This window comes from Bartonella sp. M0192 (assembly GCF_016102305.1).
GTDB classification, from domain to species: Bacteria; Pseudomonadota; Alphaproteobacteria; order Rhizobiales; family Rhizobiaceae; genus Bartonella; species Bartonella apihabitans.
In genome coordinates, this window is sequence record NZ_JACFOU010000001.1 from 1,082,048 (window position 1) to 1,103,705 (window position 21,658).

Consider the following 21,658-nt stretch of genomic DNA (forward strand, 5'->3'; position numbering starts at 1 on the left):
AATGCCGGAACGGCTGAGATTGGACACACTTCTTGTTGAAAAGAAGTTCTTTTCAACACGCTCACGTGCAAGGGATGCTATTTCCCGAGGTACTGTAACCATCAACGGCGTTGTTGTGAAAAAAGCAGGGCAAACTGTTTTGGAAAACGCCGATATCGGGGTTTTTGACCCTGCGCAACATTATGTATCCCGTGCCGCTTTGAAACTTATTGCGGCGCTTTCATATTTTCCGGTTAAAACCGAGGGTGTAACCGCGCTTGATATCGGCGCTTCAACAGGGGGATTTACCGAGGTTTTGCTTGAAAAAGGGGCAAGTCACGTCATAGCCGTTGATGTCGGGCACGGGCAACTCCATCCTTCACTTATCGGTCATCCGGCAATCACCCTTTACGAGGGGTTGAATGCTCGTGACCTTGAGAAAGCCCACTTGAAAAATCGTCAAGTTCAACTCGTCGTCTCGGATGTGAGTTTCATATCGCTAAAATTGGCTCTGCCACCGGCATTAAGTTTGGCTGAAAGCGGCGCGCAGGCTGTGCTTCTTGTCAAACCACAATTTGAAATCGGGCGCGAAGGCGTAGGTCGGGGTGGCATTGTCAAAGATCCATCCCGTGCAGAAAGCGTTGCTCACGAGCTTTTTAACTGGCTTGACGGATTGGATAACTGGCGGGCAAAAGGGCTGATTGCTTCACCGATTGAAGGTGGGGACGGAAATCGCGAATATTTACTTTTCGGAGAAAAAAGCAATGATTGAAGAGGTCGTGATCGACCATGTCGGCGTCGCTGGCGATGGTGTTGCAAAGACGAAACATGGTGCAGTCTATGTCCCCTTTGCGCTGCCTCAAGAAGTTGCCAATATCGCCGATGAAAATGGTCACGGTACCATCATTGCTTTAAAAAAGCGCTCGCCTGAAAGAGTTGAAGCAAAATGCAAACATTTCGAGGCCTGCGGTGGTTGTGCCTTGCAGCATTGGGCTGATCAACCCTATCAAATGTGGAAAAGGTCTCTGGTTGTCGAAGCATTGGAGGGGAGAAAAATAACAACCGATGTGGATCCCGTTATTCCATGTGAGCCCCATACACGCCGTCGTATGATATTAACTGCCCGTGTCACGCCAAAAGGACAAATTGTCGGTTTTAACCGCTACCAATCCCATGAAGTTGTGGCCATTGAGGAATGTCCCGTCTCGCGTCCGGAGCTTGTTGATGCACTTGGGGCAATCCGATCGGTTGCTGCTTTATTGGCAAACTACGCGAAGGAAATACGGATTAATGTGACACTGGCTGAAAACGGAATTGATGTTGCATTGGAGGGCTGCAAAATCAATAATGAAAAATTGCGCCAACGGCTCGTAGAAGAGGGCTTGAAGCAATCTTTCATTCGTTTGACGGCGGATGGCGAGATCATCATAGAGAAAGAAAGGCCGGAACTCCATTTCGGTTCGGCCGTTGTGGAACTTGCGGCAGGCGGTTTTTTACAAGCGACCAAAGAAGCAGAAGAGTTTATGTCCAAGCTTGTCATGCAAGGCTTGAAAAAAACTAAAAATGCGGCCGATCTTTTTTCCGGTGCTGGCACATTTACATTCCGCATGGCCGAAAAAATGAAAGTTCATGCCGTTGAAAATGATGATGACGCTTTGAAAAGCCTTGATCGCGCCTATCGACAATCGGTCGGGCTGAAGACTGTAACCTATGAAAAGCGGGATTTATTCCGTCGTCCACTTTTGCCGCGTGAATTGGAAGCTTTTGATGGGCTTGTTTTTGACCCGCCACGGGCAGGTGCCGAAGAACAAGCGCGCGAAATTGCCAAAACAAATATTCCGCATGTGGTTGCGGTTTCCTGTAATCCGGTCACAATGGCGCGTGATTTGTCTATTTTGATTGAGGGTGGCTACACAATTGAAAAGCTCGTGCCAATAGACCAGTTTTTATGGTCCCCCCATGTCGAGGCAGTTGCTTTGCTTAAAAAGCGCAAGCCCAAACCGGGCTGGCGCCTTTAAAGAAGTAAAACAGCTATAATCACTAGCACGATTTGATCTGTGGTGCAGTTTGCGGATTTTTATAGAAAACCGGCCGCAAATAAACGCCGGCGGTGTTTCCGAAAAATGCCGCAACGACCCAGAGCCAGCCATGCAGGCTGCCTGACGCAATGCCTGAAAAATAGGCGCCGATATTGCAGCCAAAGCCAACGCGGGCACCATAGCCGAGAAGCAGACCACCAATAACGGCAGCACATGCGGAGCCGATCGGCATACGGAATTTGAATGCAAAACGGCCAGCGAGACCAGCGGCCAACATTGCACCGGCGATAATGCCGAAATCCATCACCGAAGTGACATTGGAAAATATGCTTGAGCTCAAGTTTTTGGCGTTGCCGGGGTTTTGCCAGAACTGCCAACTTGCGACATCGACACCAAGAGCGGTGCTGATCTTTGCTCCCCAAATCGGAAAGGCGCCGGCAATGCTCCACGGCTTACCGGAGATAACCAGTGTCAGGTAATTAAGGAGTGCCAGAGCAACGCCGCCCCAAACCATTGGCCAAGGACCACGGAAAAAACGTTGTAGACCTTTATGAGTTGTCGGCTTTTCCTGTTCAAGTGCGCCGTGGCGACGTTTTTCAATGACGACTGTCAGTGCGGCGATAATTGCAAAGAGTACAAGTGAAACAACAATGCCTAATGGTGCGCCAAGGGTTTTAACCAGCGAAACCGGTTGTAATGCCGGCATATTTGCCCAGAATGACGCATGTGCCGTTGAAACAAAACCGCCAAGAACAAAAAATGCGAGAACGAGAAGCATACGCGCATTGCCGCCACCGAGAGTAAATAGCACACCCGAAGCGCAGCCACCGGCAAGTTGCATTCCCATTCCGAACATAAATGCTCCGATGATAACGGAAAGGCTCAAAGGGGCGAGCGAGCCATTGACGGGATGGCCAAAAACTTCACCGAGGCTTAAAGTCGGGAAAAAAAGCAGGACAGCAATTGCCAGCATCAGCATTTGCACGCGCAAACCGCGGCCGCGGCCTTCAAGGATGAAATTGCGCCAGGCCGACGTAAAGCCGAATGACGCATGGTAAAGCGTTATTCCAAGGGCTGCACCGACGAGAAGCAAAAGCCCTTGCTCAACACGATAGGCAGCCGAGAGCCAAATCGCGGCAAGCACAATGAATAAAGCGCTAATAATTTTTGGAAGTGTAAAATGATGAGACAGCTTTTGAGGCTGACCAGACACGACCGTGTACATGGAAATTCCTTTCAATGATGAAAACCCTCACGGGGCAATTTCATTATTTTGCCTACAAAATTTGTTCTCCATTTTCAACGCAAACTACAGAAAAAACAAGATAATTCCGTCATGGAATCAAATTTTTCTGTCTTAATTTGTTTGTGAGATAAAAGACCAGCCTCTTTCATCGGTACGGCGGCATCTGCAATGTTATCGCAATCACTAGATATGAAAAGGAAATTATTTTGAATTGAAATCTGAAGAGCAAATAGAGCTGTAAGTTATAGATGCGGGAGCTTATTCGGGGGACGTGGAAAATAAGTGTCTCCTCTTATTGACCGGCGCCGGAAGAGGTTGCCGGTAAAAACTGCTCTGCACTATCCGGATTTCAAGCATAACGATCACGACCGGTTAAAAAGGTTTAACCGATTTCATCATCATTGAATGCCCCGCATTGGTCATTCGACCGGAATGCAGGGTAAATGTTCAGCATTTCAGAAATGCGATAGGTTATGAAACAAGCTTGCACCAAGCCGTTCAAACGGCAGTGCCACCAATCGTCATTGCATTAATACGCAAATGCGGAAGTCCAACGCCGACAGGAACACTTTGACCATTCTTGCCACATGTACCAATGCCATTGTCAAGTTTCGGGTCATTACCGATCATTGTGATGCGTTTCATGGCTTCCGGACCATTGCCGATAAGCGTAGCGCCTTTGATCGGAGCAACAATTTTACCGTTTTTAACGCGGTAAGCTTCTGTACATTCAAACACAAATTTTCCCGAAGTGATGTCAACCTGACCGCCACCGAAGGAAACGGCATAAATGCCATCCTTCAAGGAGCCGAGCACTTCTTCAGGTGTGTATTGGCCGCCTAACATCATTGTATTTGTCATTCTGGGCATCGGCGCACAGGCATAGGATTCACGCCGTCCGTTGCCGGTCGGGCGCATACCCATCAAACGTGCATTAAGCCGATCCTGCATATAGCCGACAAGCTTTCCGTCTTCGATTAGAACATTACGTGCGGAAGGTGTTCCTTCGTCATCAACGGTAAGCGAGCCACGACGCCCCGCTATTGAGCCGTCATCAATAACGGTTACACCTTTTGCAGCAACCTGTTGGCCCATGAGACCTGAAAAAGCGGAAGTCTTTTTGCGGTTAAAATCGCCTTCAAGCCCGTGGCCGACAGCTTCATGCAACATGACACCCGGCCACCCGCTTGCAAGAACAACGTCGAATGTGCCAGCCGGAGCAGGCTCGGCTTCAAGGTTTATGAGAGCCATACGGAGCGCTTCATCGGCTGCCATTTGCCAATTGTCTTCGGTGATAAAGCGGTCGAAAGCTTCACGACCGCCACAGCCATAAAAGCCGTTTTCAAGTCTGTCACCCTTGCCTGCAACCACAGATACGGCAAGGCGCACAAGCGGGCGAACGTCGCGCACAAGCTCTCCATCGGCACGTAAAATCTCGACCTGTTGCAGAGAACCGGCAAGAGATACAGAGACTTGCCGAACGGCATCATTTTTATTGCGAATATAGGAATCGATCTTTTGGAGGAGGGCAACTTTAGTTTGAAACGAAGGTTTAGAGAGCGGGTTTAATTCGTCATAAAGCTTTTTATTGGTGCCGCGTGGCGCTGCACTGTAATTTCCTTGGTAACCGTTGGTGACAGCTTTTGCCGCATCAGAAGCTCTTTTTAATGCCGCTTTTGTAAGCTCTCCGGAATGGGCGTAACCTGTTGCCTCGCCCGCGACAGCACGTAAGCCGAAGCCTTTATCCTGATCGAAAGAACCATTTTTCAATCGTCCATTGTCGAAAAGGAGTGATTCACTTTCCCGATATTCAAGAAACAGTTCTCCGTCATCAGCATTTTTCAACGTGTCCTTTACAATTGATTGGACATCATTGGCTCCAACGTCGAATTGTTCGATCAGCGGTTTCATATAATTTTCCTGTCTATCAAGCTGTCATTTGCATTGTTTATATAAAAACAACAAACGCGTTTATAAAGGCTGCTTCAAGCTTTGTTGACCGGGAAAAGTTCCGGTTGAATGATATCGGCTTCATTATTCTTTGGGTAATGAATTATAGGCGTCTTTCAAACCATTGAGATCAATCATACCACCAACGCCCTCTTCAGGTGTTGTGAATATGAAATAGGTTGCCATCTTCCCTTCAAGAAACGATTTGAGATCGTCATCTTTCAGGAATGCTTCTGCCACACAATTGTCACCAAGGCAGCGCCGATATTCCATCTTGCCCATGTCTTTATTATCAATCTTGATGCCGACACCCAGACGCAGTTCAACTCGGATCGGAACAAAGACACGCATCAGTGTCCCCTGATTCTTCGGCAGCTTATAAAGCGTTACACGAAAAGCAATATCCGGCCGGTTTTGCGCCCGCACATTTTGTACAACTTCACATTGAACATTCGGTGTCCCGGGCGGCAAAGAACAGACTTTTGTCCATGCTCCAAAAGTTTTGGGAGCAGGTACATCCTGCTGGTTTGGTGCCTGCTGGTTTTGTGCTTGTGCTAAAGCAAGACAAAGCCCCATTATGGAAACCGAATACGCGGCAACGCCACAAGCTCGTTTGAAGAATTGACGAAGTGACATGGAAACTCCTGCTCGAATCATCATGACGTTATCGCGCTTCAGCCTTTGTGAAAAGTGCCCAAGAGCTCTAGACTATAAACCATACACAACTGAAATAACATAGTGTTCAATTCTTGGGCGAGAACATGGCAAAAACGCGAAAATTTGACAAAATTGTCGTAAAGCTGTTTCTATTTGGGGCTGTTTGTCGCATTGTTTTGATAAGAAAATGTTGTTAAAGCAATGAAAAAGAGGTTCCGCAATCAACAGATTGCTTGATATTATTTGGCAAAATTGATGTCTGAACACGTAAAAAGAAGTTATTTTTCTTCGATATTAAATCCGGATAGCAGAACTATTGGCACGCTCTATCTGGTGCTTGCTATCGTTGCCGGTGTTATCGGGGCGATATTTTCGTTTGTTTTGCGTCTGGCTTTAAACGGTACGAGTCTGGCTTTCCTTCCGGTTTCTTTTCCCGGTGACCCTGTCCTGTTATCGTTCATGAACACCGCCCACGCGCTGATTCTCGTGTTCTTTATGGTTATGCCTGCTCTGGTTGGCGGTTTTGCCAACTGGTTTATCCCGTTAATGATCGGTACTCATAATGTTGCATTTCCCCGCGCAAATTTGTTGGCTTTTTTACTTTTGCCTCTCACGATTGTTTTGGGCTTTATGGCGCTTTTATCTATCGGCGACGAAAGCCGCTTCAAATTTTTAATGTTGGCAAGCGTTTTTGTCGGTTCGATTTCATTCATAATCAGTTTTGTCAATTTTATTACGACAATTATCACAATGCGTGCCCCCGGCCTTACACTTTCTCGTTTACCGGTATTTGTATGGTCGGTGCTTGTATCCTCTTTTCTGGGGCTGATTTCGGTGCCGGCAATGCTTGCTGCTTTGACCGAATTGATAATGAGCGGCTCTACCACTGTCGGACAGCTATCGATGATGGTGTGGTTTTTCAGCCATCCGCAAATCTATGTTCTTTTATTGCCAGCGTTCGGAATTGTCAGTGAAATACTGGTTACTTTCAGCAAGCGTCGTCTGTGGATGGAAAATGTTGTAATTGCGGCGATGATATTTATAGGTGCGATCAGTCTGGTTCTCTGGATGAACGATCTCTTTCAATTCGAAAAACCCGAGATCATGGGGCATTATTTCAAGGTTGCACTGCCTTTTGTCGTTTTGCCAACAGCGTTTATCATCTTGAGCTGGCTGGTCACATTGTTAAAAAGCCGGTTTGAATTCGAAACGCCGATGCTCTGGGCAATGGGCTTTGTCTTCATCGTCCTGATGGGGCAAATTTCAGCGCTGCAACTTGTAGCCACTGGAAATGCTGCGAACCAATGGAACCAGTCAGCCTTTGTTGCCCATTTCCATTACATTCTCTCTTTAAGTGCAGTCTTTGCCATTTTTGCCGGCTGGTATTACTGGTTACCAAAAATGACGGGCTATATTTGCCGCAAATCCACAATGCAAGTGCACTTCTGGTCATTGTTTATCGGCGTTAATGCTATTTTCCTGCCTCAACATCTCAACCAACTGAGCGGTGGAATTATTTTCAACCAGAATGCTCTAGGCGTTTCATCGTCTCTCGGTGCACTTCTCGCCGCCGTCTCGGTTGCTGTTTTTCTTTTTGGTTTGGCTGAAACCTTCATTATGAAACGGAAAGCACAAGATAATCCATGGGGCGAGGGGGCTTTGACATTGGAATGGCAATTGCCGTCACCGCCAAACAAAGATGTCTGGGAAAAAGTGCCGGTTATTACAAATAACGAGATCATAATATAGCGAGATCATTAGCGAAATTTTTTTGTACGGTCTACTATATCGGCAATTGCTGCTATTCCGATACAAGGGTAGCTTTTGGCAAAGAGTGAACACTGTACCCCATGAGATATCACCACTCCTCAAGAGTTGCGAGGTGCTTGCAATTCTAGTTGAAGTGCTGTTCCAACCGAAATAGGAAAATGCCGGTAAAAGCCGCTCGTTAAAACTATATTTTTAGAGCTTTTCGCGTTCAGTGTCTCTCCGTCAACCAATGAATTATTTCATTGAAATGATGATTTCCAAATAAGAATTCTCGAAAATTTATCGTATTTTCGTGATTTATCGGCTTGGTTCACAAAGGTGCGAGTGAATAACGGCGTGAAGAAAATTATGCCCATATATCAATAAACAAATTTACGGTTGGTTTTTTTGCTAATATAGTTTCTATAGAATGGGTTTGTTTTGCCTGTTAAAAAACAGATGGTCTGCAACTTGATTTACAAAGTGTAGCCTGAAAAGGTGCGTAGAAGAACGGTTTATATATGTCTATATCAAAGCAAGAATCGCCTCAACCGCATATGCCGATTGCTTCTCCGGCGGATGCGAATGACTATATAATTCTGTTAAAACCGCGGGTGATGTCACTTGTGGTCTTTACAGCTCTTGTCGGCATGATGGTTGCCCCCGAACCTATCAATCCGGTTTTAGGCTTTGTTGCGATTTTATGTATTGCTGTTGGCGGCGGAGCATCCGGTGCTTTGAATATGTGGTATGATGCCGACATTGATGCCATCATGAAACGCACCAGAAAACGTCCGATACCTGCTGGCAAGGTAACTGGCGGAGAAGTGCTGGTTTTCGGGCTTGTGCTTTCTGCCTTGTCAGTATTCACAATGGGCATTTTCATCAACTGGTTTTCGGCCGCATTCCTTGCCTTTACAATATTCTTTTATGTTGTGATTTATACAATGTGGCTTAAACGTTCGACACCGCAAAACATTGTTATTGGCGGTGCCGCCGGTGCGTTCCCTCCTATGATCGGATGGGCAGCAGCAACAGGCACAATCAGTATCGAGAGCGTTATATTATTCCTCATCATATTTATGTGGACCCCGCCGCATTTCTGGGCACTTTCGCTTTTTGTCACCACTGATTACGGGGAAGCGCATATCCCTATGATGCCCAATGTGAAGGGTGAACGGTCGACCAAAAATCAGATATTGGTTTACGCAATTCTCATGGCTCTTTGCGGTATTGCGCCTTATTTCACAGGTTTTGCGGGCATCACTTATGGAATTTTGTCAACGATTTTAGGTGTTATTTTTATCTATTATTCTTACGAGCTTTGGAAAACCGGACAACGTGAGCAAACAGTAGCAAAGGCAAAGAAATTGTTTTTCTTTTCGCTAATCTATCTCGCGGCTCTCTTTGCTATATTACTCGTAGAATCGCTGGCTACTCGCCTAATATCCTATTTGGGAGCATGACAATGGACGAGCAAAAGCATCTTGACCAGATTGCACTTACAGAAATTCAAAAAAAAGCTCAGCACCATCGGGCAAAAGGTTTGGCTATAGCACTTTTCCTATTCGTTCTTCTTGTATATGCAGCCACAATGGCGCATGTGAGTGCCTGAAAGTTTCAAGCCTTAGGTTGAGGGCGCTTCTCAAGGACAGGTTATGATATCGAAACCACCATTAACAATACGCCTCTGCGGACCGCGCGGCTTTTGTGCCGGTGTCGACAGAGCAATACAGATCGTCATTCTCGCTTTGAAAAAATATGGTGCGCCGGTCTATGTGCGTCATGAAATTGTGCATAATCGTTATGTTGTAGAAGGATTACAGGCGCGAGGTGCAATTTTTGTCGAAGAGCTTGATGAAATACCAGCCGAACATCATAACCAACCGGTTATTTTTTCAGCCCATGGTGTACCGAAATCGGTACCTGAAACCGCACGGTTGCAAAATCTTTTTTATCTTGATGCAACCTGTCCGCTGGTTTCAAAAGTGCATAAACAGGCTATGCGTCACCAGCGCAACGGGCGTCATGTCATTCTGATTGGTCATTCCGGTCATCCCGAAGTCATCGGAACTATGGGACAGGTTGATCCGGGAACTGTGACTTTGATTGAAAATGTTGAAGATGCCGAAAATTATCAGCCATTGCCCGGTCAAAAATTGGGTTTTGTTAGCCAGACGACTTTGTCTGTGGAAGATACGGCTGAAATTATCGCTGTATTAAAACGGCGGTTTCCCGATATTGAACCACCGGCTGCTGAATCGATATGCTATGCAACGACCAATCGTCAGGAGGCTGTGAGGGCAGCCGCTCCCGGCAGTGACCTGTTTTTGATTGTCGGTGCTCCGAATTCGTCAAATTCCCGCCGTCTGGTAGAGGTTGCCGAACGCTTCGGCGCCAAACGTTCCCTACTCGTGCAACGCGCAGCCGAAATAGATTTTGATCATTTGGATAATGTCCATACTGTAAGTCTTTCTGCCGGTGCATCGGCACCGGAAATAATTGTTGATGAAATCATTGCTGCATTCAGAAAACGTTTTGATGTCACTATAGAAATTGCAGAGACTGCGGTTGAAAATGAAACCTTTTTGGTCAACAGGGAATTGCGGGAAGTCGTATTGACGCCGGAAGATATGGAATTTGTCAATGGCAAAGGAATTCCCGATAAAGACAAGTGACGAAAGCATGAACTTGCTCGCAAGGGGCGGATAATGGCTGTTTATACAGATATCAATGAAGACGAATTAACAGAATTTTTAAATGATTATTCGATTGGTGCGCTGCAATCCTATAGAGGTATTGCCGAAGGTGTCGAAAATTCGAATTTTATGCTCCATACGGAAGCTGGACGTTTTATCCTCACACTCTTTGAAAAACGTGTCAAGAAAGAGGAACTGCCATTCTACCTCGAACTGATGAATCATCTTGCCGGAAAAGGAATTTCCTGCCCGAAACCCGTCAAACGTAAAGACGGAAAAATGATTGGCGAACTCGTGGGAAGACCGGCCACCATTGTTTCCTTTCTCGAAGGTGTCTGGCTCAGAAAACCGAATGTCGAGCATTGTCTGGAAGTCGGAAAAGGCATGGCAAAAATGCATCTGGCAGGGCTTGATTTTCCGCTTAAACGAAAAAATAGCCTTTCGATTGAAGCCTGGCGCCCATTATGGAATTTGAGCCGCGGACGTGCGGAAGAACTGGCATCGGGTATTGTCAAGGAAATTGACAAGGAACTCGACTATCTCGAAAGCAACTGGCCGCATGATCTACCTCAAGGCGTCATCCATGCCGACCTCTTCAACGACAATGTTTTCTTTCTGAACGATCATATGTCCGGCATTATAGATTTCTATTTTGCATGTACAGATATGCTTGTCTATGATCTTGTCATTGCCCTTAATGCTTGGTGCTTCGAACGCGATTATTCGTATAATGTCACAAAAAGCGAGGCGATGCTCAAAGCCTATTGTGCTGTTCGCCCGCTTCAGCAAAACGAGATTGACAATATACTGGTTCTCGCCCGTGGGGCAGCGATCAGATTTTTCCTCACCCGCCTTTATGACTGGTTCAACACACCGGCAAATAGTCTGGTTGTAAAAAAGGATCCACTCGAATATTGGCGGAAATTGAATTTTTTCAGAGATGTCATCAAACCGTCTGAAATCGGACTCTAAATCGCGGATCTTTCTTTGAAACAGGTTGAAATATTCACTGATGGTGCTTGTTCCGGTAATCCGGGCCCCGGCGGTTGGGGAGCGCTCTTGCGTTGGAACGGGGTCACAAAAGAACTTTACGGCGGCGAAGCCGATACCACGAACAATCGTATGGAATTGACGGCTGCAATAAAGGCACTCAATGCATTGAAAGAGCCTTGTGAAGTGGATCTTTATACCGATTCTGTCTATGTGCGGAATGGCATTTCAAGCTGGATAGATAGCTGGAAGGCGAATAATTGGAAAACATCTGCAAAAAAACTGGTCAAAAATGCCGAGCTTTGGCAGCAATTAGATGAGGCGCGTTCGCGTCATAAAGTAAGCTGGCATTGGGTCAAAGGCCATGCAGGCCACCCCGAAAACGAACGTTGTGACGAACTTGCCCGTAAGGGTGTTGATGAAAATCGCTAGATACTGTTCAATTTTTTTTATCAACAACCAATGTACCGGTAAAGGCTATAGGTTCTGCATCAACGATATAGGTGATAGGCATTGGGGCATTGCTATTTCTTGAAATAATACGCGCGGAAAATATCATTTCATGAGCACTTTTTTTAACAATTTCGGCAGGCCCGATTTCTTCCCTGTTTCCATCAAGAAAAATTGCCTTTATCGTCTCGCCACCAATATTTTCCAAAGTTATGGTCATAGACTGTCCATCTTCGCGCGCAGAAATTTCAAGGTTTTGAGGCTTGCTTTTCGGTAATTTATCTGTCGCCCAAGCGAGAAGTGACGCTGGAAGCGGCGTTTTGTCACTTGCATCTGAAAAGTCGAATGGAATATTGACCGGAATACAAATTTCTTTGCATAAGCCCAGCGTGAACTGTCCTTTGAATGCTGCATTCTTCGTGTCTTTTTCAACATAAAATGGGAGCATTACCTCGCCTTTATAACCGATAGACCAATCATTACCGTCTATAAAGAGCTGAGGAACAGGAAATAAAATCTGGTAATTGAGTGATGGTTGAAAGTCGAATTCTGGCGCCATACCTGAACTCCCCGGATTTTGCCAATATGTTTTCCAACCCGGTTTGAGATCGACTTCTATTATTCCTTCAAAATGCTTGCCTCCTTTACCGTTGTTCAGCGCAACACGCACCCGCCCGCCTTCAATTTCATGCCAGGGAGTGGCTAACAATTGAACAGGTGAATTTGTTTGTGCAAATGTCGGTAAAGATACAAACGAGGTGAAGACGAAAAAGCAAACCAGCTTTAAAAAAAAACGCAATTCTCCGTCCTCGTCATCAACTAACAATTTATACAAGAGTTTTGTCAAAAAACTTCACTTTTTTCTTGCAACTCGTCAATGTACGATTACTTTTAAATTATGGATAAAATTAGCACAATGAAAAAACGCGACGGCTTTTTAAATGGCCATCTGCTTATTGCAATGCCGGGTATGGGAGATGAACGTTTTGCCCATGCGGTTATCTATATTTGTGCGCACTCTGACGAGGGCGCTATGGGGATTATGTTAAATCGGCGTAAGGACGTAAAATTTCCTGATCTTCTTTTACAACTTGGCATTATTAATGCTGCTCAGGCTATCCATCTGCCGGAACCGATAAAACTATTTCCGGTGAGAAATGGCGGACCTGTCGATCGTCAACGTGGGTTTGTCCTTCATACAGATGATTATGCATGCCGGACAACTATTCCTGTGACCCGTGATATCTGTCTGACATCGACAACGGATGTTTTGAAGGCAATGAGTTTGGGCAAAGGGCCGGAACGCGCAATTATTGCACTCGGATATGCCGGCTGGGCAGGTGGTCAACTCGAAGCGGAAATTGCTGCCAATGGCTGGCTGACAAGCCCGGTCGATGCCGATTTCCTGTTTGCTCAGGATTTCGATCATCAATATGAAAAAAGCCTGAAGAAGATGGGTATTGACCCGACATTTCTCGTCGGACAGGCAGGACATGCTTGAAAAAAGACGGGTCGCTGACGCGAAAATCTTTTTATTGCGAAGAAGCCCGTTTTAGCGAGTTTTTAGAAAAAATTGAAAAACACTTTATTTTTAAGGAAATCGGAGAGGCACTCCATAGGATTTGATTTTTTTGTGCCGATTATACTCTCCCGATAACCTCACTCTATCCTGATAAGCTGACCGGCTTTTTATCCTTTTGCTGTGGCAGACCGGCCAGATGATGGTGAACATGTATTTCAATAATTCAAGCTTTAAATTCCGGCTTTCGGATGTTTCGTGACCAGCGTGATAAGCTCTTCAACGCCCACAGGTTCGGTAAATACATTGCTTTGAACAAATTCGCAGCCTTCTTCACGCAACATAACGGCTTCGTTTTCCTTTTCGACCCCCTCGGCGATCACTTTCAGCTCGAGATCATGGGCCATTGTAATGATGGATTTCAACACCAGACGTTTCTTCGAACTATCGACTTCAAGAAGCGAACGATCGAGTTTTATCATATCGAAGGGGTAACGTAAGAGAAAAGCGAGAGAAGAATAACCGGTACCGAAATTGTCGAGTGCAAGTCCGATGCCGAGAGCTTTGATCTTTTCAAGAAGATTGGATGATTGCTCCGGATTTTCTATCAGAATAGATTCCGACATTTCCATCATCAAGCGTCCCTTGTTGACAGGATTGCGCATCAAAATTGCTTTCAATTCATTGATCAATTCCTGATGAACCATCTCTGCGCTCGGTATATTGACTGAAATAAAGAAGGATTGTTTCGGAAAACGGTCCTGAATATGAGCGAGATCTTCAACAACAGTTGACATAGCAAATTTCGCAAGCGGCATGACGACTTGCTCACTTTCAGCCGTGTGAATGAAATCGACAGCCGACAAGTTGCCATGGCGGGGGTGGTGCCATTCCAACAACGCTTCAAAACCGACAATTTGTCCGTCATTGAGGTCAAGAACCGGATGATAAAGCACTTTGATTTCGTTGCGTTGAAGCGCATAACGAATATCATTGCCCATGCTGTTACGCTCAAGCCCCAAAGTGCGGAAATTGGGACGGAAGGGTTCTATTTTATTGCCACCGGCTTTTTTGGCGTGAATCATCGCGAGTTCTGCATCACTCAACATGTCTTCGGCATTCGAATTGCCTTCGGTCCATGTGATGAGGCCGATAGATGCGGATAATTTGACTTCGCGTTCCGAAAAAATAATGGGAGCAGCAACTGTTCTTTGCAATTGGTCGGCGAATGCTGCAATTTTGGCAGGATCGGTCTGGCTTGTGAGGACGATTGCAAAACGATCTGTCGAGAGGCGCGAAAGTGTATCTTCGGGTGTAATCAGGCGCCCCAGACGGCGCGCAATTGTCAGCAGGAATGTGTCACCGACCGACATGCCGAACTGATAATTTATATTACGAAAACCGTCAAAATCGATAACAAATACAGTCGGTCTGATCGGCCGACCTGCAACAGCGAGATTGACAAAAGTTTGCAGATGATCAAGGAAAAGCTGCTGATTGGGCAAGCCCGTCAAATTATCATGGACAGAGTCTTGCAATAATCTTTCTTCCGCTTTCTTGTGATCGGTAACATTGACAAGTGTTCCCACCACCCGCACAATTTCTCCGTCAGAACCGATGACTGGTCTGGCTCTTAATGCAAACCAATAATAGTGTCCGTCGCCGGAACGCAAACGCAATGTTTGGTCAATCCGGCCTTTGCGGGTATCGAGAATCATATCGAGTATCGCACGAAAGCGATCCCGATCGTCGCTGTGCAAAGCTTCAACCCAATTGCGGATTGTTCCATTCAATTCACCCGCAGTGGAACCGAGATAAATCGAAAGATCGGGATTGATGACCACACGGTCACGTCTCACATCCCAATCCCAGACAATGTCGCCAGCTCCCATAACCGCAAGAGCCTGCCTTTCAAGATCGGAAAATATGCCTTGATGGAACGCGCCGCCAGAAAACGCATGTTGCATAACCGTAAAGGCAATAAGAAGAACGATGAGAACCAGTCCGCCGGCAAGTGCAGGTTGAACAATATCATTATCAAGCTTGCCGGTTACACACACATAAGCTCCGCAAAGCCAAAAGATAATGAGAAGCCATGTCGGTATCAACATAATGGCACGGTCGTAGCCGCGGATAGAAAGATAGCCAATGAGAACGATACCGAGTAGGGCGGTCAGTCCGAAGGAAAGTCGGGCAATGCCTGCTGCTCTTGTCGGGTCATAGACCGCGAAAGCTCCGAGTGCGCATAAAGCGATTATCCAGGCCGCCGCACCATAGCTGAAATGGTAATGCCAGCGGTTTAAGTGGAGATAGGTAAAGAGGAAGATAAAGAGAGATGCAGCCAGTGCCACTTCCGTTGCCGCGCGCCACATCGGTTCGGTTTGCGCCGAGATAACGAATAATTTGTTCAGAAAATTGAAATCGATGCCGATATAGGCAAGCACTGCCCAGGCGACTGCTGCTGTTGCCGGAAAAAGGCCGGTTCCCCGCACCACAAAAAGAACACTCAAGAGGAGGGCGAGAAGTCCGGAGATGCCAAGCAATATACCATGGTAGAGCGTATAAGAGTTAATTGTATCCTTATACGCTTCCGGTTCCCACAGATAGACTTGTGGCAGTTTTGATGAACCGAGTTCGGCAACAAGTGTGACAACCGCCCCCGGATTGATGGTAATTCTAAAAACATCCGAATCAGGACTGGATTGCCTATCAAGAGCAAAACCTTCAGACGGGGTGATGGATTGTATACGCACCGAACCAAGATCGGGCCATAACAGGCCGGATCCTGCCATCCGATAATGCGGTGTAACAATGAGGCGGTCAATCTGGTCATCGGTTGGGTTGGCTATGGCAAAAACCGCCCAGTCACTTTCTGCGTGGTCGCCATTACCCTGCATTTCGATACGCCGAACAATACCATCCGGTCCGGCCGCCGTTGATGTTTGAAAAGTGTTTCCCTTGATGTGGTGGATTTCGACAGCGCGGGATAAATCAAGTGCCGTATCTTGCGAAGATATTTTGACGGGCTCAACAGACAATGCCGACTGGCACAACAGGGCGATCATCCCCAGTGTCCAGAATATAAAAATAGATACGGTCTTGCCTATAATCTTCACAACGCCTCACTTTCAAATTGATTTTATTGGTCTTTCGGTTTCCAGCAAAGAATAGAGGTAATGATCCTGCCATTCACCGTGAATTTTAACATAAGCCCGCATCAGCCCCTCTCTGACGAAACCACATTTCTCCAATAAAGCAATGGAACGTATATTTGTCGGAACAGAGGCAGCTTGCAGACGATGTAATTTGAGCTGTTGAAAAGAAAAATCAATCATCAGTTCCAAACTTTCATGCATAAAACCGTGGCCCGAATATTTCTCTCCGCACCAGTAACCGATTTCGCCTGATTGTACGACCCCACGTCGAATGTTTCCGAGGCTTATTCCGCCGATAAGATGGTTTGTTTCGTTTAAAAACACGAAAAATACAAAAAATTGGCCATTTTTGCGACCTTCAATATAACGGTCGAGATGAGATTTATAACGGATAAGCGTATGGGCATCAGCCGGCCAAAGTGGTTCCCACGGTTCCAGAAACGCACGGCTTTCGGTTCTCAAAGTTGCCCATTCCTGATAATCATCGAGCATAGGAAAACGCAGATAGATATGTTCCGCCTTCAAATTCGGAAGGTGGATTTTTTCCTGTTGTCTATGCGGCTGTCGCCGGAAGGGCATTTTGAACATGCCATTGCCTTTCTGGCCGAACCTTAATAAGGACGCCGTCCGGCTCCCGAGGATAGAGCCGCGACAAGATCACCATAACTCATAATTGGCCCGATTGCCCCCACTGCTGCCAATGTCGGTTTTGAATCAATAAATAAGCGTTCAGCCAAATCGGTCAATCTGTCAACAGTCAAAAGTGACAGACGCTCCAATGTCTCGGATGCCGGAATAGGACGACCATAAAGCAACATTTGCCTTGCAATCGTTTCGGCCCGGCTTGACGGACTTTCTTGCGACATAATGAGACCGGCACGATATTGTTCTCGTGCACGATCAAGTTCTTTCTGGTCTATCTTTTCGCTGACCTTATAAAGCTGGTCCAGAATAACGGGGATAAGGTCGCTAAGGCCGTCTTCACTTGAAGCGGCATGAACGCCGAATAGGCCTATATCCGAAAATCCCCAATGAAAAGCGTAAATTGAATAACAAAGCCCACGTTTTTCACGCACTTCCTGAAATAAACGTGAAGACATCCCGCCACCAAGAATGATGGATAGAATTTGGGAAGCGTAATAATCGCGAATATGATAGGCACGCCCTTCAAATCCCAAAAGCACCTGCGCATCTTTGAGATTGCGATATTCACGGAAATCACCGCCAACATAATTGGCAAGATCGGCAAGGGGAGCCGGTGAATGGGCACGATAATTGCCTAGTCGTTTTTCAACTTCTTTTACAAATGCCTGATGGTCAACGGCGCCTGTTGCCACAAAAATCATTCTGTCGGCGCTATAATGCTCGTTCATAAAATTCCGCAAATTATCGGAGGTCAATGCACGAACGGACTGGGCCGTACCGAGAATCGGTCTGCCTATTGTTTGATGGCGGAATGCTGTTTCGGTAAAATGGTCGAACACAATATCTTCGGGCATGTCATTTGCAGCACCGATTTCTTGCAAAACAACCTGTTTTTCGCGTTCGAGCTCACCTTCGTCGAATTTCGGTGAAGTGATAATGTCGGCAAGAATATCAACAGCAAGGGGTACGTCATTTTTCAGGACACGTGCATAATATGCTGTGGTTTCAACGCTTGTTGCCGCATTGATTTCTCCGCCTACATCCTCGATCTCGGCAGCAATTTCATAGGCAGAGCGATTTGCAGTGCCTTTGAAGGCCATATGTTCGAGCATATGGGCAACGCCATGCTCATCATATGTTTCGTTACGAGAGCCGGATTTTACCCAGATGCCGAGTGCAACACTCTCGATCTGGGGCATGGTATGCGTGACGATTGTCAAACCATTGCCAATTCGGCTGATTTCTACACACATACGTGTGAAACTCCTTCATTCAAAACTTCAATAAAAAACCACATTATGCGTTGTCTGTCTTTTAGAAAAAATGAACAGGGTTAATGGCAGGCGCGTGACTTGCTGCCAATATAATCTTTCACTATTTTTTCATCATTCTTGAGTGTTTCATAGTGCTCGGGTCTTTCCATCAGTCCGTCGAGCCAATGAGGAAGTTTCGGCGTTATGCCGCACGAAGCTTTAACGGCATCGGGAAATTTTGCCGGATGAGCGGTAGAAAGAACCACCATAGGAATGGTCTCTTCCAAATGTTCACGCGCAACTTTGATAGCTATAGCTGTATGCGGGTCGGCAAGATAATGACTTTCCTTATAAAGCTGGTCGATCATATGGGCGGTTTCTGTTTCAGTGGAGCGACCAGCCGAAAAGAGGGTGCGTATTTTTTCAAGCGCACTTTGCTCGATCCGGAATTCACCGGACTGTTTCAAACTTTCCATCGCATTGCGGATTAATACAGCATCGCGCCCCGAAGCTTCGAATAACAACCGTTCGAAATTGGAGGAAACCTGAATATCCATCGATGGAGAGGTGGTATGTTTCAACGAGTGGATTTTGTAGACCCCCGTTGCAAGTGTACGCACCAGAATATCATTGTCGTTTGTTGCAATGACGAGGTGGGCAATGGGAAGCCCCATACGGGAAGCAACAAAGGCTGCAAAAATATCACCGAAATTACCGGTAGGAACAGTAAAAGAAATTGCTCTGTCAGGAGCACCGAGTGAAATTGCCGAAGTAAAGTAATAGACAATTTGCGCCATGATGCGCGCCCAATTGATCGAATTGACGCCGGAAAGAGCCGTTTTATCGCGGAAGGCATGGTCGTTGAACATTGCTTTTACCAATGCCTGACAATCATCGAAGTTCCCTTCAATAGCCAGTGCATGGACATTGGCATTTTTATTGGTTGTCATCTGGCGTTGTTGCACCGGCGATACATGACCTTTCGGAAAAAGAATAAAAATATCGCAGCGCTCGCGTCCGGCAAAGGCTTCAATTGCAGCTCCGCCGGTATCACCCGATGTTGCACCGATAATTGTTGCCCGCTTGTTCTGCCGGTTTAGTATATGATCCATCAATCGGCCAAGCAATTGCATTGCAACATCTTTGAATGCCAAGGTGCGGCCATGAAAGAGTTCCAGTATGAATTCATTTGTATTGGTCTGGACAAGGGGACAAACTGCAGGATGACGGAATGTCTGATAGGCTTCGTCAACCATAGCATCGAAATCGTTGCGCTCGATATCTCCTTCTACAAATGGCCAAAGAAGGGTCTTGGCAATTGTTGCATAGGATTTCCCCCGCAAAGCTTTTAACGAAGACGGTGAAAAATGCGGATAAGTTTCAGGCAAATAAAGCCCGCCGTCACGCGCGAGACCGGTCATAACTGTATCGGAAAAGCCGAGTACCGGCGCATTGGCTCTCGTGCTGATATATTTCATTCACATACTCCTCGGCTTATCAACAAACGTAAAATGTTTGCCTTCGCATTATTTTACAACCTTTACGGGACTGAAAACGTCCTCTATTTTACCAGACTTGCCAAAATATATAAAAAGCGAGACAACAACAAATCACTCTTTTCAAACGCTGATATAGACCAGGTTTACTAGTTGAGGAAAGTCCACTTCATGGATAAAAATTCGATTTATCGTTTTTCATTCGGCTTTGGCCTTATTATTGCTGCTTCGTCACTTCTTTCGGGATGCTTTATCCATAAGAAAGTTGACAATGTGCCGCCCGAGCCAAAAATTACAGAAGCACAATTGCGCGCCTATTGCCCTATCGTTCTCATGCGCGACAATACGGCGTTTTATGATGTTTATGAACGTGGCGGGGAGGGGGACGCCAATAAAGTCATGTATCAGGCTGCTATAAGAGACGTGACCAGAACATGTAACACCTCGGACACAACCTTATCTATGACAGTTGCAGCCTCGGGACGGGTGGTGCCTGGCCCGATGTTTAAAAAAGGCACCGTGTCACTCCCGATCCGGGTCACAGTAATGCAAGGCGATTCTGTAATCTATTCGAAATTGCGTAACTATCCTGTTGAAATCAGCAACGGGGTTGATGCGACACAATTCATCTTTTCGGATGATCAAATTTCATTTCCAAAACCGACAGCGAAAAATATCCGGATTTTTGTCGGATATGACAGAGATCAGAAAAAATAATTGCTTGCAAGAAATGCGGGGAAGGTTCCGGCAAAACGGAACTTCCTTGCACCTTATAAAACGCCCTAAGTTACAAAACGCCGGAAGACTATAACGCTTCCGGTGTTTTTTTGAGCTTTTTCGCGTTTAAACTTTTTTGACCGGATTATCTTTTAAGCGGCGAAAGATTTCCTGATAGATGAAATGGCACTTTCAGAAATCGTCATATTGGCAAGTTCAAAATGCTGATTTCGGATATTGTAAAAGAACCATTCCGGCTTAGCCATTGTGGCCGTCAAAGGCGGTAGCTCATATATCTTTCCACTCGGACAAAGCTTTGAGTACGGCCGGTAGATCCACGTGATGTGCAATGACTGTTTCAGCTCCCGCTTCGGTTAAAACATCGGCAAGGCCGTGATAGGCGTGGGAGCCGCCGGTAAAGCCCACAACACGCATTCCGGCTTTGACGGCACCACGAACGCCATGAACCGAATCTTCGATAACAATTGTATTTTCGGGCTTTGCGTGCATTTTTTTTGCCGCATAAAGATAGACATCGGGAGCCGGCTTTACCTTTTTCGTTCCAACTTCGGGTGCAGAAAAAATCTTGTTTTCAAAAAGATCGTAGAGACCGGTAATAGTAAGCATGCGCTTAATGTCTTCTGATCGCGAATTCGAGCAGATACAATAAGGATAGAGTTTGGCAACAGCTTCGACAGCCTCTCGTGCACCATCAATGCCGAGTAATTCATCTTGCATGCGCTTTTTGAAAAGTTCGGGAACCTGTTCAATCAGACCGACGGACAGGGGAACATCCGAATGTTTTTCAATTTCTTTGAGGATATCGAGAAAAATAAGCCCTGCATAACGTTCCGATATTTCCTCCGGTGTTATTTCAACGCCTGCTTCTGCCAATAATTGCGATTCAATCTGGGCCGCCAGATATTCCGAATCAACAAGGACTCCATCACAATCAAAAATAACAAGATCTATCTGCGGCATCAGCTTTTATCCCGTAATGTGTCATAACAAGTTCCGATCTTTTAGACGTTTCGGTCGGGCATTGGCAATAGCTGAAAAATTAGCGTCGATTTCTATTTTGTTTTTCCGGCTTATCAGCTTTGAAAAATTCTGG

General features: G+C 46.1%; 19 protein-coding genes. 10 read left to right on the forward strand and 9 right to left on the reverse strand.

Translation table 11 applies throughout. The features are described from left to right. The first annotated feature begins 1 nt into the window (after window position 1). Both H3S82_RS04745 and H3S82_RS04750 read left to right on the forward strand, forming a co-directional pair. Complete coding sequence (locus tag H3S82_RS04745) at window positions 2-751, forward strand: TlyA family RNA methyltransferase (protein ID WP_198232214.1); 750 nt, start codon at window positions 2-4, stop codon at window positions 749-751. Then, the gene (locus H3S82_RS04750; RefSeq protein ID WP_198232215.1) at window positions 744-1,997 is read left to right on the forward strand and encodes a class I SAM-dependent RNA methyltransferase; all 1,254 of its coding nucleotides are present in this window, start codon (window positions 744-746) and stop codon (window positions 1,995-1,997) included. The genes H3S82_RS04745 and H3S82_RS04750 overlap by 8 nt, the downstream gene beginning before the upstream one ends. A 22-nt stretch (window positions 1,998-2,019) precedes the next feature. Here H3S82_RS04750 and H3S82_RS04755 read toward each other — a convergent pair whose 3' ends face one another. From H3S82_RS04755 to H3S82_RS04765, 3 genes are all read right to left on the reverse strand, one after another. Further along, window positions 2,020-3,243, reverse strand: a complete 1,224-nt coding sequence (locus H3S82_RS04755; protein ID WP_198232216.1) for a YeeE/YedE family protein — start codon at window positions 3,241-3,243, stop codon at window positions 2,020-2,022. A 519-nt stretch (window positions 3,244-3,762) separates the two neighbouring features. After that, window positions 3,763-5,175: a metalloprotease TldD gene (tldD, locus tag H3S82_RS04760; protein WP_198225106.1), complete on the reverse strand. Its 1,413-nt coding sequence runs from the start codon at window positions 5,173-5,175 to the stop codon at window positions 3,763-3,765. 123 nt (window positions 5,176-5,298) lie between these two features. After that, entirely contained in the window at window positions 5,299-5,790 is a 492-nt protein-coding gene (locus H3S82_RS04765) for an invasion associated locus B family protein (RefSeq protein WP_246741776.1), read from the reverse strand. Window positions 5,791-6,126: 336 nt separating this feature from the next. On the opposite strand from H3S82_RS04765, the gene H3S82_RS04770 reads away from it, so the two are divergent. From H3S82_RS04770 to rnhA, 6 genes are all read left to right on the forward strand, one after another. Further along, on the forward strand, window positions 6,127-7,620 hold the full coding sequence (locus H3S82_RS04770; RefSeq protein ID WP_198232217.1) for a cbb3-type cytochrome c oxidase subunit I: 1,494 nt from the start codon (window positions 6,127-6,129) through the stop codon (window positions 7,618-7,620). Window positions 7,621-8,141: 521 nt separating this feature from the next. Continuing rightward, window positions 8,142-9,086, forward strand: a complete 945-nt coding sequence (locus H3S82_RS04775; protein ID WP_198232218.1) for a heme o synthase — start codon at window positions 8,142-8,144, stop codon at window positions 9,084-9,086. A gap of 2 nt (window positions 9,087-9,088) precedes the next feature. Further along, window positions 9,089-9,235 (forward strand): hypothetical protein, encoded by a 147-nt coding sequence (locus tag H3S82_RS04780; RefSeq protein WP_188317764.1) that lies wholly within the window; start codon window positions 9,089-9,091, stop codon window positions 9,233-9,235. A 43-nt stretch (window positions 9,236-9,278) separates the two neighbouring features. Continuing rightward, window positions 9,279-10,298, forward strand: a complete 1,020-nt coding sequence (gene ispH / locus H3S82_RS04785) for a 4-hydroxy-3-methylbut-2-enyl diphosphate reductase (protein WP_077970792.1) — start codon at window positions 9,279-9,281, stop codon at window positions 10,296-10,298. Window positions 10,299-10,331: 33 nt separating this feature from the next. Next, entirely contained in the window at window positions 10,332-11,291 is a 960-nt protein-coding gene (thrB, locus tag H3S82_RS04790) for a homoserine kinase (RefSeq protein ID WP_198232219.1), read from the forward strand. 15 nt (window positions 11,292-11,306) lie between these two features. Then, on the forward strand, window positions 11,307-11,741 hold the full coding sequence (gene rnhA / locus H3S82_RS04795) for a ribonuclease HI (RefSeq protein WP_198232220.1): 435 nt from the start codon (window positions 11,307-11,309) through the stop codon (window positions 11,739-11,741). Between the two features lie 7 nt (window positions 11,742-11,748). On the opposite strand, the gene H3S82_RS04800 is transcribed toward rnhA, so the two are convergent. Beyond that, window positions 11,749-12,558 carry a protein-disulfide reductase DsbD domain-containing protein gene (locus H3S82_RS04800; protein WP_198237180.1) on the reverse strand — a complete coding sequence of 270 codons (810 nt, stop codon included), beginning with the start codon at window positions 12,556-12,558 and terminating at the stop codon, window positions 11,749-11,751. 117 nt (window positions 12,559-12,675) lie between these two features. On the opposite strand from H3S82_RS04800, the gene H3S82_RS04805 reads away from it, so the two are divergent. Beyond that, the gene (locus H3S82_RS04805; protein ID WP_077970800.1) at window positions 12,676-13,260 is read left to right on the forward strand and encodes a YqgE/AlgH family protein; all 585 of its coding nucleotides are present in this window, start codon (window positions 12,676-12,678) and stop codon (window positions 13,258-13,260) included. A gap of 251 nt (window positions 13,261-13,511) precedes the next feature. Here the strand turns inward: H3S82_RS04805 and H3S82_RS04810 are convergent, their stop codons facing one another. The 4 genes from H3S82_RS04810 to thrC all read right to left on the reverse strand — a co-directional run bounded on the left by H3S82_RS04810 (window position 13,512) and on the right by thrC (window position 19,809). Next, complete coding sequence (locus tag H3S82_RS04810; RefSeq protein ID WP_370541220.1) at window positions 13,512-16,394, reverse strand: EAL domain-containing protein; 2,883 nt, start codon at window positions 16,392-16,394, stop codon at window positions 13,512-13,514. A 12-nt stretch (window positions 16,395-16,406) separates the two neighbouring features. Next, window positions 16,407-17,021 (reverse strand): GNAT family N-acetyltransferase, encoded by a 615-nt coding sequence (locus H3S82_RS04815; protein WP_078039242.1) that lies wholly within the window; start codon window positions 17,019-17,021, stop codon window positions 16,407-16,409. A gap of 23 nt (window positions 17,022-17,044) precedes the next feature. Continuing rightward, a complete protein-coding gene (locus H3S82_RS04820; RefSeq protein ID WP_198232223.1) occupies window positions 17,045-18,331 on the reverse strand; it encodes a pitrilysin family protein in 1,287 nt (428 codons plus the stop codon). An 80-nt stretch (window positions 18,332-18,411) separates the two neighbouring features. Further along, complete coding sequence (gene thrC / locus H3S82_RS04825) at window positions 18,412-19,809, reverse strand: threonine synthase (protein WP_198232224.1); 1,398 nt, start codon at window positions 19,807-19,809, stop codon at window positions 18,412-18,414. 189 nt (window positions 19,810-19,998) lie between these two features. Here thrC and H3S82_RS04830 point away from each other — a divergent pair, with 189 nt between their 5' ends. Continuing rightward, a complete protein-coding gene (locus tag H3S82_RS04830; protein ID WP_198232225.1) occupies window positions 19,999-20,544 on the forward strand; it encodes a hypothetical protein in 546 nt (181 codons plus the stop codon). A gap of 288 nt (window positions 20,545-20,832) precedes the next feature. On the opposite strand, the gene H3S82_RS04835 is transcribed toward H3S82_RS04830, so the two are convergent. Further along, a complete protein-coding gene (locus H3S82_RS04835; protein ID WP_077970809.1) occupies window positions 20,833-21,525 on the reverse strand; it encodes an HAD family phosphatase in 693 nt (230 codons plus the stop codon). Between the last annotated feature and the right edge of the window lie 133 nt (window positions 21,526-21,658).